This window comes from Cyanobium sp. Maggiore-St4-Cus, from assembly GCF_024345615.1.
Taxonomy (GTDB): domain Bacteria; phylum Cyanobacteriota; class Cyanobacteriia; order PCC-6307; family Cyanobiaceae; genus Cyanobium_A; species Cyanobium_A usitatum.
The window spans coordinates 12,790-26,808 of record NZ_JAGQBL010000007.1; the positions used below are offsets into that span (position 1 = coordinate 12,790).

The window sequence follows — 14,019 nt, forward strand, 5'->3', positions numbered from 1 at the left end:
GGAGCAGCGATGGCCAAGGGCGGGGGCAAGAAGAGCGCTAAGGCCCAGCGCGATGCCGCCAACAAGCTGCTGGCTGACAACCGCTTTGCCCGGCATCAATACGAAATTCTGGAAACCCTGGAGTGTGGCCTGGAGCTATTTGGCACCGAGGTGAAGTCGATCCGGGCCGGGCAATCAAACCTGCGCGATGGCTTCTGCCTGATTCGCAAGGGAGAACTGCAGCTGCACAACGTGCACATTTCGCCCCACAGCCATGCCAGCGCATTTTTTAACCACGAGCCGTTGCGGGTGCGCAAATTGCTGGCCCACCGCCGCGAAATTGACAAATTGCGGATTGGCCTAGATCAAAAAGGCCTCACCCTGATTCCCCTGAACCTGCATCTCAAGGGCTCCTGGATCAAGTTGACAATCGGCTTGGCCAAGGGCCGCAAGCTGCACGACAAGCGTCACGAGGAGCGGCGCAAGCAGGACATCAAGGACGCCAAGGCCGCAATCGCCCGGCTCTGAATTGGGGGGCCGGAGCGCTCGACCTACCCGCCCATATGCCTCACGGATTCCGTACAACTTGTACAGAACCCGGGAGACGCCCAACACCCCACCCCCTCGCTGGAGTCAATTCACGGGCGGTGGCACGGGCGGTGGTGGCTGGCCGGCGGGCTGTTCGGGCACTGCCGGAGCCTGGGGAGGCTCTGGCTGGGCCGCCGGCGCCTGCGGTGAGGGTTCGGGGACAGCCACCGGCGGCGTCTCGACAGGGGGCGGATCGGCCCGCAACGACAGGGTGATCAGGGCCGGCGCCACGCCCTCGTTGGTCACCAGCAACTGCACTGGGGAGTTCTTCTGCACCCCCAAACTGACCACCCGCAGGGGCCCCTTGGCTTCCAGCAGCTCGCCATCGGCACCAAACACACTCATCTGCATCAAAGGCGAGCCGTTCACGCCCAGCACCAGGCGATAGCCCGGCGGCAACCGCACCGGGAACAGCCGGGCCCCACCAGCCTCCACCTGGGCTGAAATCACCTGGGTTGCCTGGGCCTGGGCCTGAATCGCCTCGATCTGCACGTTGGCCAGGCCCTGCTCCGCCGCGGCAAACCACAGCTGGCGAAAGGGCTCGGCCGGGATGTCAGCGCCGGGGCGGCCGGGCAGCAGGCTCTGGGCACTGCCCGAGACCAGCTGGCGCAATACCGCTGAGCTGAGTCCCTGGCTAACCAGGGCCTGCTGGCGCCTCTCCCAGTCACCGTTTGTGTAGGAACCCAAGCGGCGCCGAATCTCTAGGGGTAGCTGCTCCACCCGAGCCAGCCACTCCTCTGCAAGCTCATTCCAAACCTTGCGCAGAGGAGAGTCGTCGAGGGAATCGCTGGGCAGGCGGCCGCCCCGCTCTGGAAACTGGGCCAGCAGGCTGGCGTCCACCAACTTCAAGAACCAGCCCCGATCCACCTGCATGGCCCGCAGCCGGTTGAGCAGCTGCTGGCGCTGATCCACCTCCGCCGGCGGCAGGCTGTTGGGCAACTGCAGGGCCGCATCGGGGGTGGGGAGGGTCAAGCGACCGCGGCTCAGCCACCACCAGCCCAGGGCAGTGCCCACGACCGCCGACAACACCAGGGCAATGACCACAGGCCAGACGCCGCCTTCAGCGACCTCCTCGCGCTCCTCCAAGCGGCTACGCAACGCGGGCGAAGGCGGCTGGGGCGGCTCCGGTGCGGGTTCAGCAGGAGCTTCAGGTGCTGGGGGTGCAGGTGCTGCTGGTGCAGGTGCTGCTGGTGCAGGTGGAGGAGGTGGTGGGGGCACCAGGGCGACGGTGCGGTCAGCGCGGGGCACCGGACCGGTGCTCTCTGGCATGGGTATGGCCTGAAAGGCAGCCAGGGCCTGGGAGGCGGAAGCGAAGCGCTCGCCGGGCTGGCGCTCCAGCAAGCGGCCGATTTGAGCCTGCAAGGCCGGTTCAGCCGTGAGGGCCGCCGGCCAGCGCCAGGCCATGGTGACCGGATCCAGTAGCCGGGCGGGCTCCTCGCCGCTGAGCAGCACCAGGGCCATCACCCCGAGGGCATGCAAATCCATCCAGGGCTCGGGATCGGCGACCCGAACCCGCTCGGGTGGGGCGTAGCCCGGGGTAGCGGCGGCCGTGCCTGCCACCAGGCCGAAATCGAGCAACACCGGCAGCCCGTCGCTGTCGCGGCGCAGCAGGTTGGCGGGGCTGAGGTCGCCGTGTACCAGCTCCTGGCTATGCAACACGGCCAGCACCGGCAGCAGCTGGCGCAGCAGCAGCAGCACCTCGCCGGCACCGAAGACCAACTGGCGCTCGGCACGGGCCTGCAGCAGCAGTTGGTAGGTACGGCCGGCCTGCCATTCGCGCACCAGCCACAAACCCTCCTGGGCCTGAATGGCCGCCCCGAGCCGGGGCACCTGGGGATGGAGCAGCCCCTGCAGCTGGCCCCAGAGCTGGCGCGCCCGAGCCGGGTCGATGGCTGGGCCCAGCAGCCGCAAGGCCATCGGCGCCTCGGCGGCTAGCTGATCGCTAGCGCGCCAGAGTTCCCCCTGGGGAGCCTCTGCCGGCGGGGCGGAGCTGAGGCGTTGCTCGAGCCGGTAGCGCTCACCGATCAACTGACCCACCTGCACCGCCATCAGCCCACCTCCAGCGAGGGCCGCTGGGGTTGGTGTAACGCCTTGCCCGCCAGCCAATCGGCGTCATAGAGCCGAGATCGGTAGCGATCGCCGCTATCGCACAACACGGTCACGATCGTGTGACCAGGACCAAGCCGCCGGGCCGTTGCCACCGCCGCGGCCACATTGATGCCCACCGAGCCGCCCAAAAACAGGCCCTCCTGCCACAGCAGCTGATAGATCGTCTCGAGCGCGGTCTGGTCGTCGATGCGCACTGCATCATCGATGGGAGCACCCTCCAGGTTGGCGGTAACGCGGCTGTTGCCAATCCCCTCGGTGATCGAACTTCCCTCACTGACCAGCTCACCCCGGCTGGCCCAGCTGTGTAGGGCACTGCCGTGGGGGTCGGCCAGCACGCAGCGCACGGCTGGGTTCTGCTGCTTCAAATAAAGGGCAACCCCGGCATAGGTGCCGCCGGTGCCAGTGGCCGCCACCCAGGCATCCACCGCCCCATCGGTTTGCTGCCAGATCTCCGGACCGGTGGAGTTGAAATGGGCACGGCGGTTAGCCAGGTTGTCGAACTGGTTGGCCCACACGGCCCCGGGCGTTTCGGCGGCGATCCGGCCCGAAAGCCGCACGTAGTTGTTGGGGTCGCGGTAGGGCACCGCCGGCACCGTGCGCACCTCGGCGCCGAGGCTGCGCAGCAGGCCGATCTTCTCGGCCGACTGGGTGTCGGGGATCACGATCAGGGCCCGGTAGCCGCGGGCATTGCAGAGGTGGGTGAGGCCAATGCCGGTGTTGCCAGCGGTGCCTTCCACCACCGTGCCTCCAGGCTGCAGCAGCCCCTGCTCCTCCGCCTCCAGCAGGATGCCCAGGGCGGCGCGATCCTTCACCGACCCCCCAGGATTCATGAACTCGGCCTTGCCGAGGATCTCGCAACCCGTTTGCTCGCTCAGGGCATTGAGCCGGATCAGGGGCGTGTTGCCAACGGCGCCCACGAACCCTGAAGTGATGCCGGCCATATCCGCGTGCAATGCGTGGCGGGATCGTAGGCAAGGTCCCTAAGGTCGGGCCTGAATTAGCCCCAGATTGGCGGCAGCGGCATGGGGCAGGAGCTGAAGGCGCGCTATGCGCAGGTGCGCCAACGCAGCCTCGAGCTTGTGGCTCCCCTGCAGCCCGAAGACGTGTGCCTGCAGGGCATGGCCGATGCCAGCCCGCCCAAGTGGCACCTGGGCCACACCACCTGGTTTTTTGAGCAGTTTGTGCTGCGCAGCCCCGTGTCGCCAGAGGACTGGGGCTTTCTTTTCAACAGCTATTACGACTCAGTAGGAGCCCGCCACCCCCGGCCCCAGCGGGGCCTGCTCAGCCGGCCGGCCCTGGCCGAGGTGCTGGCCTGGCGGCAGCGGCTAGATGGGGCCCTGCTCAGCCTGCTGGAGCAGCTGGAGCCGGGCGATCCCCGGCTGGAGCTGGTGGAACTGGGGCTGCAGCACGAGCAGCAGCACCAGGAGCTGCTGCTGATGGACCTGCTGGATGGCTTCAGCCGCAACCCGCTCGAGCCGGCATATGGCCCAGAGCCGGAGGCTGCTTATCAGGCGAGCGTTGCCCAAGAGCCCACCTGGCTGCAGCACGAGGGGGGGCTGGTGGAGATCGGCCATCCGGGTGGCAGCTTTCATTTCGACAACGAGGCGCCCAGGCACCGCCAATGGCTTGAACCCTTTGCGCTTAGCTCCCGTTTGGTGAGCAACGGCGAATTTGCAGCCTTCATTGCCGATGGCGGCTACAAGAGGCCGGAGCTGTGGATGAGCGAGGGCTGGGCGGTGGTGCAGGCCCGGGGCTGGCGGGGACCGCGCTACTGGCGCGACGGCGACGAGGAGTTTTCACTGGCGGGGTGTCAGCCGCGGCGGGCCGAGTTGCCGGTGCGGCACTTGAGCTGGTTTGAAGCCGATGCCTACGCCCGCTGGGCGGGTGCCCGGCTGCCGGGCGAAGCCGAATGGGAGCTGCTGGCACCCCAACTTGACCAGGCCTTCGGAGTGCTCTGGCAGTGGAGCGCCAGCCCCTACCGGCCCTATCCGGGCTTCGCGCCAGCGGCCGGGGCGGTGGGGGAATACAACGGCAAGTTCATGAGTTCCCAGATGGTGCTGCGCGGCAGCTGCTTCCTCACCCCGCCTGGCCACGAACGGCTCACTTACCGCAACTTCTATCCACCGGCGAGCCGCTGGCTGGCCGGTGGCCTACGCCTAGCCCGCGATGGCGGCTGACATGCAACTGATCGACCTCCACCCCGAACCGGCCGACATGCGGCGGCTGGTGCGCGAGGGCATGGCCCAGCAACCGCGTCAGCTGCCGGCCTGGCTGCTGTACGACGCCGAAGGCTCACGGCTGTTTGAGGCGATCTGCGAGCAGCCGGAATACGGGCTCACCCGCACCGAAACTGCCCTGCTGGAAGCGCGGGCGCCTGAGCTGGCGGCGGCCCTTGGGGAAGGGGTGCTATTGGAGTTTGGCGCCGGCAATGCCCGCAAGGTGGGGCCCCTGCTCGAGGCGCTGCAGCCACCGGCCTATGTAGCCCTCGACATCAGCGCCGATCATCTTCAGCAGAGCTGCGTGGCCCTGCAGGCGCGCCACCCGGCAGTGCCCGTGCTCGGCATCTGTTGCGACTACAGCGCCCTGCGGCAGCTGCCCGAGCACCCCTTACTCAGCGGCCAGCGGCGCTTGGGTTTCTATCCAGGCAGCTCAATCGGCAACTTCAGCCCCGAGGAAGCGCAGGCGCTGCTGCAGCAGCTGGGCCAACTGCTGGGCCCTGGCGCCAGGCTGCTGATCGGCATCGACCAGCCCAAAGCCGTGGCACGGTTGGAGGCCGCCTACAACGATGCCGCCGGCGTGTCGGCGGCCTTTGCCCGCAACCTGCTGATACGGCTCAACCGCGACCTGGCGGGCAGCTTCAACCCCGACGCCTTCGCCTACTCCGCCCGGTGGCAACCCGAGCACAGCCGCATCGCCATGGCCCTGGTGAGCCGCGAAGCGCAAACCGTGCAGCTGGCGGGGGAGGCCTGGAGCTTTGCGATGGGCGAGCCGCTGATCACTGAGTACAGCGTCAAATACGACCCGGTGGCCTTCCTCGCCCTCGCCGCCGGCGCCGGCTGGCGGGGCGCTGGCCGTTGGAGCGATCCGGCCGACGACCTTTCGCTGCACCTGCTGGTGACGGCAGACTCCTGACATCAGGCAGGAGAACCATGGGTCGTGAAGAGCAACGGGCCACCATGCGCCAGGTGCGCGAGGGTCTGATCGCCGAACTGGAGGAGCTGTATCGGGGCGCCTTTGATCGCATCGGCAGCCAGGACCTGGGCGAGGGGGCAATCGCCCGACTCACCCAGCTGCTGCTGCGCTCCCGCGAAGCGGCGATCACACCGCTCCAGCAAGAGATCGAGGCGCCGTTGATCACCACGCCCGCCGGGCAGCCCGCCCCGTGAGCTGGCTCGACGAGCTGGAGGCGCAGCTGGATCAGCAACTTGCGGCCTTTCTCGCCGCCAACCCCAGCCAGGAAGCCCTGCTTGGCGAGCAGGAAGCGCGGGATCGCCAGGCCCGGCTGGTGGGGCAGCGGCGCCAGTTGCAAAGGCAGGCGGAACAGGAGCGCCAGGCCCTGCTGCAATTGGCCGCTGAAATCCGCTGCTGGCAGGAACGGCTTGCCAAGGCCCGCGCCGCCGGCGCCACAGCCCTGGCCGAGCGAGCTGAAGCCCACCAACTGGGCCTGATGGAACAGGGCCGGCTGCGCTGGCAACGCCTCGGGGAACTGGGGGTGAGCTTCGCTGCCGTGGAGCGCGATCTGCGCGAACTGGAGAGCCGTCCCCGCCCGCCAAAGGCCTCCAGCCTGGAGCAGGACTGGGCCAGCTTCGAGGCCGAACAGGCTCTAGAGCAGCTGCGCCGGCGCCAGGGCTGAAAACAAAGGCAGAGCTCCGCCGGTCGACGTGTCCCAAGCCCGAGCCCTGCTGTATTCCGTACAGGCTGTTCAGAATCCTGGAGAGCCCACAATCACAGCCGCTGACGCCCAGCCCAACCACCTGCCGCCATGGGTTTTCTGTTGTCCAAACTGCTGCCGTTGCTGCTCTACCCGCTGGGTCTAGGGCTGCTGCTACAACTCCTGGGCCTGGCTGCGGCGGCCAAAGGCAGTGAGCAAGGCAGTCGCCGGCGACGTCAGGCCAGCCTCTGGCTAAGTGGCACGGGGGTGGGACTGATCTGGCTGTGTGCCATGCCGCTCAGCAGCCGCCAGCTGATCTGGGGCTTGGAGGATCGGGCGGCGGCGCTCACCCCGCGGCAGCTGCCCCGTGCCGACGCGGTGGTGGTGCTGGGCGGCGGCTTGCGGCCGGCCCTGCCACCCCGGCAGGGTGTCGAAGTGGCGGAAGGGGGCGACAGGCTGCTGCGCGGCGTGCAACTGGTGCGCCGGGGCCTGGCTCCCCTGCTGGTGACCAGCGGCGGACGGGTGAGCTTCACGGGCCATGATCCCGCCCCACCTGAAGCGCTCTGGGCCAGGGATCTGGCCGAGGAGCTGGGGCTGCCAGCCGATCGGATCCTGATCAACCCCGGCTCCCACACCACCGCCGAGGAGGCTCGCGATATCGGTGCCCTGGGCCGGCGGCGGGGCTGGAGCCGGGTTCTGCTGGTCACCAGTGCCTTTCACATGCCCCGCTCACTGGCCACCTTCCAACAGCGCAGCGGCCTGACGGTGGTGCCGGTCGCCTGCGACTACCAGCTGCCGGATCGTGCCCACTACGGCAAACCCACCTTGGGCAACACGCTCAAGAGTTTGGTGCCCGACGCCGAAGCGCTCTACCTGAGCACCTTGGCCCTGAAGGAGCACTTGGGGCTGGCGATCTATCGGCTAAGGGGCTGGAGTTGATCGAGCTGGCTTGTGGTCCAGCCTGTTGACCTTCAAGCCTTTTGGCGTTCAAGCCTTTGGGCGTTCAAGCCTTGGGCGCCGGGGGCACCAGGCTGACACCATCGGGTGGGGGAGTGGGGTCGGGATCGGCGATCAGCATGTGCTGCAGCACGATCTCGGGACGTTCACTGTCCCGCCAACGAATTCGGTAGGCGGGCATCTTGGTGCCACGGCTGGTGGTCTGCTCCACCGGCTCCATCACCCAGCCCCGGCGCGAGCGACCCTGGGGGTTGCGCTTCACCACAGCATCCGCGTGTTTGAAGCGAAAACCAACGCGCTCGCCACTCATGGAATCGCTGACCCCGGATGGGGGAGATTGCCTACTAGAGGGATTATCCCATTGCGCCAGGCCCAACCGCCTGACGGGCCTCCGGACGTAAGAGGGGGAAGGCGATCACATCACGGATCGAGGGGCTGTCGGTGAGCAGCATCACCAGTCGATCAATTCCAATTCCCAAGCCGCCCGTGGGGGGCATACCCACCTCCAGGGCTTGGATGAAGTCCTCGTCAACGCCTTGGGCCTCCTCGTCGCCGGCAGCACGGCGCTCCTGCTGGGCCTCAAGCCGCTGGCGCTGGTCCACCGGATCAATCAACTCGCTGAAGGCGTTGGCGGTTTCACGGCCCACGATGAACAGCTCAAACCGCTCCACCATGCCGGGCTTGCTGCGATGGGCCCGGGCCAGGGGTGAGTTCTCCACCGGGTAATCGATCACGAAAGTGGGCTGGATCAGATCCGCCTCCACTCGCTGCTCGAAGGCCTCCACCAACAACCGGCCGACGGAATCGGCCAGGGCTGGCACCTCCAGCCCCTGGGCTCCCATGGCTGCAGCCGCCGCCTCTCGGCTATCAAAAGAATTGAAATCAAGGCCGGTGGCGGCTTGCACCAACTCGTGCATGGTGGCCCGCCGCCAAGGGGGCGCCAGGTCGATGTCGGTGCCCTGATAGCTGATCTGGGTGCTACCGCACACCTGTTTGCACACGTGGGCAATCAGCTGCTCAGTGAGCTCCATCATGTCGGTGTAGTCGGCATAAGCCTGGTAGATCTCCACCGAGGTGAACTCGGGGTTGTGGCGGGTGCTGATCCCCTCGTTGCGAAAGATGCGCCCCAGCTCGTAGACCCGCTCAAAGCCGCCCACTACCAGCCGCTTGAGGTGCAGCTCGGTGGCGATGCGCAGGGTGAGGGGTAGATCGAGGGCGTTGTGGTGCGTCTCAAACGGGCGGGCATCAGCACCACCGGGCACGCTCTGCAGCACCGGCGTTTCGATCTCCAAAAAGTCGCGCTCATCGAGCCAGCGACGCATGGAGCTCACCGCCACGGCCCGGCGCCGGAAGGTTTCGCGGGTGTGGGGCGACACGATCAGATCCAAGTAGCGCTGGCGGTAGCGCTTCTCCACATCCGCCAGGCCGTGCCACTTATCGGGCAGTGGCTGGAGGCTCTTGCAGAGCATGGTCCAGCCCTTGACCTTCACCGAAAGCTCACCGCGATCGGTGCGGCGCAGGCTGCCCTGCACGCCGATCAGGTCGCCGGCATCCACCAAAGAGGTGAGGTGGGCGAAAGCCTCGGGGTCCTCCGGCATGGACGCCTCGAGGGTGGCCTTCTCAATAAACAGCTGAATCGGACCGGTTTCATCAGCCAGGGTGAAGAAGGCGAGCTTGCCCATCACGCGGCGAGTCATCACCCGGCCTGCCACGGCCACTTCCAGTTGCCGCTCCTCTCCGTTGGCTAGGTCGGCATGGTCCTGCTGCAAAGCAGCCGTGCGGTGGCTGGGCTCAAAGCGCAGGGCGTAGGGACCCTGGCCGAGGGCGGCTAGGGCTGCGGCTTTCTCCAGACGGGTCTCGCGCAGATCCGACAAGGCAGACAGGGGGCTGAATCGGCCCATCCTGCAGGAGCGCTAGCCGTTAGCAGCCAGGCTTGCTTCAGCCATCCGCTGGGAGGCGTAGCCAGTGCCGCGAACCGTGAGGATCAGCTCCGGATTGCGGGGGTCGGGCTCGAGTTTGCCGCGCAGGCGAGCTACGTACACGTCCACGACCCGCAAATCGGCGGCGCGGCGGGGGGGATAGCCCCAAAGCTGCTCAAGGATTTCGGCCCGGGGCACGACCCGACCCGGTTCTCGGAACAGCAGCTCAAGCAGGCTGAATTCGGTGTAGGTAAGCCCGATGCGCTCGCTGTCGCGGGTCACCTGGCGGCGGTTGGTGTCCACCACCAGATCACCCACCCGCAGCACACCGCTACCGCTGGGCACCTCGCGAGGCTCGGCAGAAGCTGAACCGCGGCCAACCCGTCGCAAAATTGTGGCGATCCGGGCTTCGAGCTCCTTGGGGCTGAAGGGCTTGGGCAGATAGTCGTCAGCCCCGAGGTCTAGGCCCGACACCCGCTCGGCGATCGCATCAAGGGCCGAAAGGAAAATGATCGGCACGCAGGATTCAGCCCGCAGCCGGCGGCAAACCGCAAAGCCGTCCAGCTTGGGCAGCATCACATCGAGCACGACGAGATCGGGCTGCTCTTGGTGAAACAGGCTGAGGGCTTCCTCGCCGTCCTCAGCGCAGATCACCCTGTAGCCAGCCAGCTGCAAGCGCATCACCAGAACCCGGCGCACGGCGGCTTCGTCGTCTACCACCATCACGGTGGCTTTGGGCTCTACCGGGGCAGGCCCCAGGGAATCGGAGAAGGCGTCTGAAATGGGCCTGTCCTCCGAAGGCATGGGCGGTGCGCCGGGATGAAGAATCGCAACCATAACGCTCGATGCTCCCTTGGGTCACCCCCAACGGGCCCGGGAGTAGCGGTTCCACTCGTCAGCCGCAGCAGTCAAGGCCGCATCACTGGCCACCTGGCCGAGCATGGCGCGCTGCAGCTGGGTGTACACAATCGCCTGCAGTCGTTTCACCCCCGGGCTCGCCGGCACCAGCACCCTGGCCTGGCGAAGGGCCTGGGCCGACAGCAACCGGGCCCGCTGCACCAGAGCCTCCTGCGCCCCAGCCCCAAGAGCAGTAGCAGTCGCCAGGCTGGCCTCCAGCTGCTGCAGGGCTTGCCGGTTGGAGGGCAGCACCCGCGCCTGCTCGGCGAAGGCCAACTGGTTGGGGCCATTGGTGAGAAATAGGGCGAAGCGGGCCGCTTCGGCCGCCAGGACGCTCTGCTTGGGCACCACCAGATTCATCACCGCCACGTTGGCCTCAGCGCTGGCACCCGTGAGCGGCGCAAAGGGTGCCGTGACCGCTGCAATGCCGGGAGCATTGGTCTGCAGGTTGCGCAGGAAGTCGGGGCCCGTGGCCACCTGGGCCAGGTCGCCCGATTGGTAGAGCTCGATGGCTCTCCGGTAGCCCTGGCTCACCACCTCCCGTGGCAACAGGCCGCGGCGGTAGAGGTCACTCCAGAAGGCAAAGGCCCGCCGCCCCGCGGGGCTATTGAAGGCCGCCCGTTGCTCCCCATCTAGCAACTTCACCCCCATCTGCACCAAGGTCTCCAGCAGCTCGGCGGAGTCGTCGGGCACCACGGTGACAAACAAGGCGTAGCGGCCCGTGCGGCGGCGCACGGCCTCGGCAAAAGCCGGCACCTGGTCCCAGGAAGCCGGTGGGGCGCTGTAGCCGGCCCGCTCAAGCAGCCGGCGGTTGGCCATGGTGATCCGCGCGGTCAAATACCAAGGAATGGCAAATTGCTGCCCCCCCTGCCCCTGGCGGCCTGCCTCCCAGATCGCTGGCAAATAGGCATCAGCAGCCCCCGCCGGCAGCACATCGCTTAAATTAAGCAGCCCCCCCTTGCTGGCCAGGTTGGCCGCGAAAGGGGGGTTGAGATTCACCAGGTCCGGGGCGGTGCGGGCAAACACAGCCGCCAGCAACTTGCGCTCCACCGAGCTCCAAGGCACGTCGGTCCAGCGCACCTGCAACCCGGGGTTCTGGCCCTCCCAGGCTGCGATCAGCTCCCGCAAATAGTCGTTGAACTTGGGGGCCAGGTCCAGGGTCCAGAAATTCAGCACCTGGGCCGCCACGGAATCAGTCCCCGGACCAGCCCTGCCACAACTGCCCAGACCCGCTGCCAGCAGGGCAGCAGCGGAGCCGCCGCCAAGAAGCTCAAGGAAACGCCGCCGGCTCTGGATCAATGCCATCTACTCAGCCTCGCCCGCCCTGGATCTGCTGGCGCCAGAGCAGCAGCTGCAGGGAGCAAAGCAGCGGTGCCAGCAGGGCCGTGAGCAGGGTTTGGGCCAGCCAGGTGTGCAATGCGGGCTCAAGGGGCCAGGGGCCCAGCAGCCGGCTCTGCAAAATCAGGCTGCCGCCCAGCAGGGCCGCACCCAACAGGGCCAGCAGGCCAAGACTGAAGCTGCGCTCGATCGCCGGCCCCTGGCGGCCCAGCCGACCCCACCACCAGCCCAGCAGGGCCAGGGCAGGGATCTGCGTAATCGAGCCGGGGTGCAAAGCATCGAGCAACAAGCCCAGCCCTGCCCCCGCCAGGGCGCCGGAGAGGGGTCCATCAGCCAGGGCCCAGGGCAGCAGCCAAAGCACGGACCAAGCCGGGGGAATGCCAGCCAACTTCAGGGGCCCGGGCGCAGCCAGCACCAACCAGGGCACAACTAAGGCCGTAGCCACACACCAACCGTGGCGAGCCAGCCGACTCATGGCAGCCGCACCTGCACCCAGTCGACCGCCTCAACCGGGGCACTCAGCTGCACCACGGCCTCGGTGGCCGGCACGGCCCGGTCGTCGACCGACTGGATCACACCCACCGTGAGGTTGGGAGCCACCAGGGTGCTGGCGGGCGAGGTGACGACCACATCCCCCGGGCGCACTCCTGGATCCTTCTCCAGAAAGCGCAGCAAGGGGCGGCTGGTGCCAATGCCCGTGAGCAAACCATGGCGCCGAACCCGTCCCACCCAGACGCCAACCCGGCTGCCGGGATCGGTGAGCAGGGTGACGCTGGCAGCAGTGGGAGTAACGCTGGCAATCCTGCCAATCAGCCCGCCCGGCGCCGTCACCGCCATGCCGGGCCGTAGGCCCTGCAACTCGCCGCGGCCAATCACTAGCTGCTGCCACCAGCCCCCTGTCTGGCGCGAGATCACCGCTGCCGCCAATTCGCGGCCCCCCTGACCCTGCAGCTCCAGCAAGCTGCGCAGCCGTCGGTTGTCGGCATCCAGCTGGCGCAAGCGGGTTTGATCGTTGAGAGCCTGGCCGCTGCGCACCCACTCACCCTGGGCACTACCGGGCCAGAAAGGCCGGCTCAACAGGGCGTAAGCATCAGTAAAACCCGCTCCTTTGCTCAGCCGCACGGCCAGCAGGGCCAGCACCAGCAAGGCCCAGGGCCAGGCCTGGACTACAGCGCCCAGGGCGGGAAGGCGAAGCCTGCGGCCGGCCGGCATCAAGATTAGGAGTGGTGACGCACGAAGTCAGGGGTGTCGAGCACGCGCTGCAGCCGCTTGTAGTCCTCAAGCACCATGCCGCAGCCGTTCACCACGCACAGCAGCGGGTCTTCTGCCACATGGGTAAGGATGCCGGTCTCGTGGCTGATCAGGTCGGTGATGCCCCGCACCTGGGCACCGCCGCCAGCCAGCATGATGCCGCGATCGACGATGTCGGCGGCCAGCTCAGGCGGCGTGCGCTCCAATGTGCGCTTTACGGCTTCCACGATCACATTGAGGGGTTCGGCCATCGCCTCGCGAATATCACCGGCGCGAACGTTGATGGTGCGGGGCAGGCCGGAGAGCAGGTGCAGGCCGCGCACGTCCATGGAGGTGTTGTCGTGGGCATCGTCTGGGAAGGCCGAGCCGATGCGGATTTTGATGTCTTCGGCGGTGCGCTCACCAACCACCAGGTTGTGCACCTTCTTGAGGTAAAGGCCGATGGCGTCGCTTAGTTCGTCGCCAGCCACTCGCACCGACTCACTAATGACGGTTCCGCCCAGGCTGAGCACCGCCACTTCAGTGGTGCCACCGCCGATATCGACAATCATGGTGCCCACCGCCTCGGTGACGGGCAGGCCCGCGCCGATGGCGGCCGCCACCGGCTCATCGATTAGGTGCACCTCACGGGCGCCGGCCAGGCCGGCTTCCCGCACGGCACGGCGCTCCACGCCTGTAACTCCACTGGGTATGCCGATCACCAACCGGGGCGCCACGATGCCGCGGCCTTCATTGGCCTTGCGAATGAAGGTTTTGATCATCTGCTCGGCGGCGTCGAAATCGGCGATCACGCCGTCACGCAGGGGCCGCACGGCGCGAATGTTGCCCGGGGTGCGGCCCAGCATCATCTTGGCCTCATCGCCCACGGCCAGGGGCACACCCCGCTCCAGATCCATGGCCACCACAGAGGGCTCCTGAAGCACGATGCCTTTGCCAGACACGAAGATGAGGGTGTTGGCGGTGCCCAAATCAATGCCGATATCGCGCGAAAACTGGAAACGACGGAAAAACACGGACGCCCGGCCTGCAAGGGCCGAATCATACGAGGGTGTTACAGACGGCTCTAACGGTGGAACTGATGAAAGGTGGCAGCCGAACCGGGTGCCGCAT

15 protein-coding genes are annotated in these 14,019 nt (G+C 67.3%); 6 read left to right on the plus strand and 9 right to left on the minus strand.

Annotated elements, in window-relative coordinates:
* Nucleotides 1-9: 9 nt before the first annotated feature.
* Nucleotides 10-507, plus strand: a complete 498-nt coding sequence (smpB, locus tag KBY99_RS08035; RefSeq protein WP_254929619.1) for an SsrA-binding protein SmpB — start codon at nt 10-12, stop codon at nt 505-507.
* Between the two features lie 105 nt (nt 508-612).
* On the opposite strand, the gene KBY99_RS14830 is transcribed toward smpB, so the two are convergent.
* Both KBY99_RS14830 and KBY99_RS08045 read right to left on the minus strand, forming a co-directional pair.
* The gene (locus KBY99_RS14830) at nt 613-2,616 is read right to left on the minus strand and encodes a serine/threonine protein kinase (protein ID WP_261352383.1); all 2,004 of its coding nucleotides are present in this window, start codon (nt 2,614-2,616) and stop codon (nt 613-615) included.
* Nucleotides 2,616-3,617, minus strand: a complete 1,002-nt coding sequence (locus KBY99_RS08045) for a cysteine synthase A (RefSeq protein WP_254998437.1) — start codon at nt 3,615-3,617, stop codon at nt 2,616-2,618. The genes KBY99_RS14830 and KBY99_RS08045 overlap by 1 nt, the downstream gene beginning before the upstream one ends.
* Nucleotides 3,618-3,698: 81 nt before the next feature.
* Here KBY99_RS08045 and egtB point away from each other — a divergent pair, with 81 nt between their 5' ends.
* The 5 genes from egtB to KBY99_RS08070 all read left to right on the plus strand — a co-directional run bounded on the left by egtB (nt 3,699) and on the right by KBY99_RS08070 (nt 7,486).
* Nucleotides 3,699-4,853 (plus strand): ergothioneine biosynthesis protein EgtB, encoded by a 1,155-nt coding sequence (gene egtB, locus KBY99_RS08050; protein WP_254998438.1) that lies wholly within the window; start codon nt 3,699-3,701, stop codon nt 4,851-4,853.
* Nucleotides 4,843-5,808, plus strand: coding sequence for an L-histidine N(alpha)-methyltransferase (gene egtD, locus KBY99_RS08055; RefSeq protein ID WP_254998439.1), 966 nt, complete (start codon nt 4,843-4,845; stop codon nt 5,806-5,808). Before egtB ends, egtD begins: the two co-directional genes overlap by 11 nt.
* A gap of 17 nt (nt 5,809-5,825) precedes the next feature.
* Nucleotides 5,826-6,062 carry a hercynine metabolism small protein gene (locus tag KBY99_RS08060; protein WP_254961026.1) on the plus strand — a complete coding sequence of 79 codons (237 nt, stop codon included), beginning with the start codon at nt 5,826-5,828 and terminating at the stop codon, nt 6,060-6,062.
* Complete coding sequence (locus KBY99_RS08065) at nt 6,059-6,529, plus strand: hercynine metabolism protein (protein ID WP_254992995.1); 471 nt, start codon at nt 6,059-6,061, stop codon at nt 6,527-6,529. The genes KBY99_RS08060 and KBY99_RS08065 overlap by 4 nt, the downstream gene beginning before the upstream one ends.
* A 129-nt stretch (nt 6,530-6,658) precedes the next feature.
* Nucleotides 6,659-7,486 (plus strand): YdcF family protein, encoded by an 828-nt coding sequence (locus KBY99_RS08070; protein WP_254998441.1) that lies wholly within the window; start codon nt 6,659-6,661, stop codon nt 7,484-7,486.
* 64 nt (nt 7,487-7,550) lie between these two features.
* Here KBY99_RS08070 and KBY99_RS08075 read toward each other — a convergent pair whose 3' ends face one another.
* The 7 genes from KBY99_RS08075 to KBY99_RS08105 all read right to left on the minus strand — a co-directional run bounded on the left by KBY99_RS08075 (nt 7,551) and on the right by KBY99_RS08105 (nt 13,922).
* The gene (locus KBY99_RS08075; protein ID WP_094559041.1) at nt 7,551-7,814 is read right to left on the minus strand and encodes a hypothetical protein; all 264 of its coding nucleotides are present in this window, start codon (nt 7,812-7,814) and stop codon (nt 7,551-7,553) included.
* Between the two features lie 43 nt (nt 7,815-7,857).
* Nucleotides 7,858-9,378: a lysine--tRNA ligase gene (gene lysS / locus KBY99_RS08080; RefSeq protein ID WP_254998443.1), complete on the minus strand. Its 1,521-nt coding sequence runs from the start codon at nt 9,376-9,378 to the stop codon at nt 7,858-7,860.
* Nucleotides 9,379-9,417: 39 nt separating this feature from the next.
* A complete protein-coding gene (rpaB, locus tag KBY99_RS08085) occupies nt 9,418-10,146 on the minus strand; it encodes a response regulator transcription factor RpaB (RefSeq protein WP_106632950.1) in 729 nt (242 codons plus the stop codon).
* Between the two features lie 135 nt (nt 10,147-10,281).
* On the minus strand, nt 10,282-11,625 hold the full coding sequence (locus KBY99_RS08090; protein ID WP_254998445.1) for an ABC transporter substrate-binding protein: 1,344 nt from the start codon (nt 11,623-11,625) through the stop codon (nt 10,282-10,284).
* Between the two features lie 4 nt (nt 11,626-11,629).
* Nucleotides 11,630-12,133 (minus strand): rod shape-determining protein MreD, encoded by a 504-nt coding sequence (locus KBY99_RS08095; protein WP_254998446.1) that lies wholly within the window; start codon nt 12,131-12,133, stop codon nt 11,630-11,632.
* Nucleotides 12,130-12,870 (minus strand): rod shape-determining protein MreC, encoded by a 741-nt coding sequence (mreC, locus tag KBY99_RS08100; RefSeq protein ID WP_254998447.1) that lies wholly within the window; start codon nt 12,868-12,870, stop codon nt 12,130-12,132. Before mreC ends, KBY99_RS08095 begins: the two co-directional genes overlap by 4 nt.
* Before the next feature lie 5 nt (nt 12,871-12,875).
* Nucleotides 12,876-13,922: a rod shape-determining protein gene (locus KBY99_RS08105; RefSeq protein WP_254998448.1), complete on the minus strand. Its 1,047-nt coding sequence runs from the start codon at nt 13,920-13,922 to the stop codon at nt 12,876-12,878.
* Between the last annotated feature and the right edge of the window lie 97 nt (nt 13,923-14,019).

Coding starts and splice junctions, on each gene's coding strand:
- smpB (WP_254929619.1), top strand. CDS start 10: ATGGCCAAGGGCGGGGGCAAGAAGAGCGCTAAGGCCCAGCGCGATGCC.
- KBY99_RS14830 (WP_261352383.1), bottom strand. CDS start 2,616: ATGGCGGTGCAGGTGGGTCAGTTGATCGGTGAGCGCTACCGGCTCGAG.
- KBY99_RS08045 (WP_254998437.1), bottom strand. CDS start 3,617: ATGGCCGGCATCACTTCAGGGTTCGTGGGCGCCGTTGGCAACACGCCC.
- egtB (WP_254998438.1), top strand. CDS start 3,699: ATGGGGCAGGAGCTGAAGGCGCGCTATGCGCAGGTGCGCCAACGCAGC.
- egtD (WP_254998439.1), top strand. CDS start 4,843: ATGGCGGCTGACATGCAACTGATCGACCTCCACCCCGAACCGGCCGAC.
- KBY99_RS08060 (WP_254961026.1), top strand. CDS start 5,826: ATGGGTCGTGAAGAGCAACGGGCCACCATGCGCCAGGTGCGCGAGGGT.
- KBY99_RS08070 (WP_254998441.1), top strand. CDS start 6,659: ATGGGTTTTCTGTTGTCCAAACTGCTGCCGTTGCTGCTCTACCCGCTG.
- KBY99_RS08075 (WP_094559041.1), bottom strand. CDS start 7,814: ATGAGTGGCGAGCGCGTTGGTTTTCGCTTCAAACACGCGGATGCTGTG.
- rpaB (WP_106632950.1), bottom strand. CDS start 10,146: ATGGTGGTAGACGACGAAGCCGCCGTGCGCCGGGTTCTGGTGATGCGC.
- KBY99_RS08090 (WP_254998445.1), bottom strand. CDS start 11,625: ATGGCATTGATCCAGAGCCGGCGGCGTTTCCTTGAGCTTCTTGGCGGC.
- KBY99_RS08095 (WP_254998446.1), bottom strand. CDS start 12,133: ATGAGTCGGCTGGCTCGCCACGGTTGGTGTGTGGCTACGGCCTTAGTT.
- mreC (WP_254998447.1), bottom strand. CDS start 12,870: ATGCCGGCCGGCCGCAGGCTTCGCCTTCCCGCCCTGGGCGCTGTAGTC.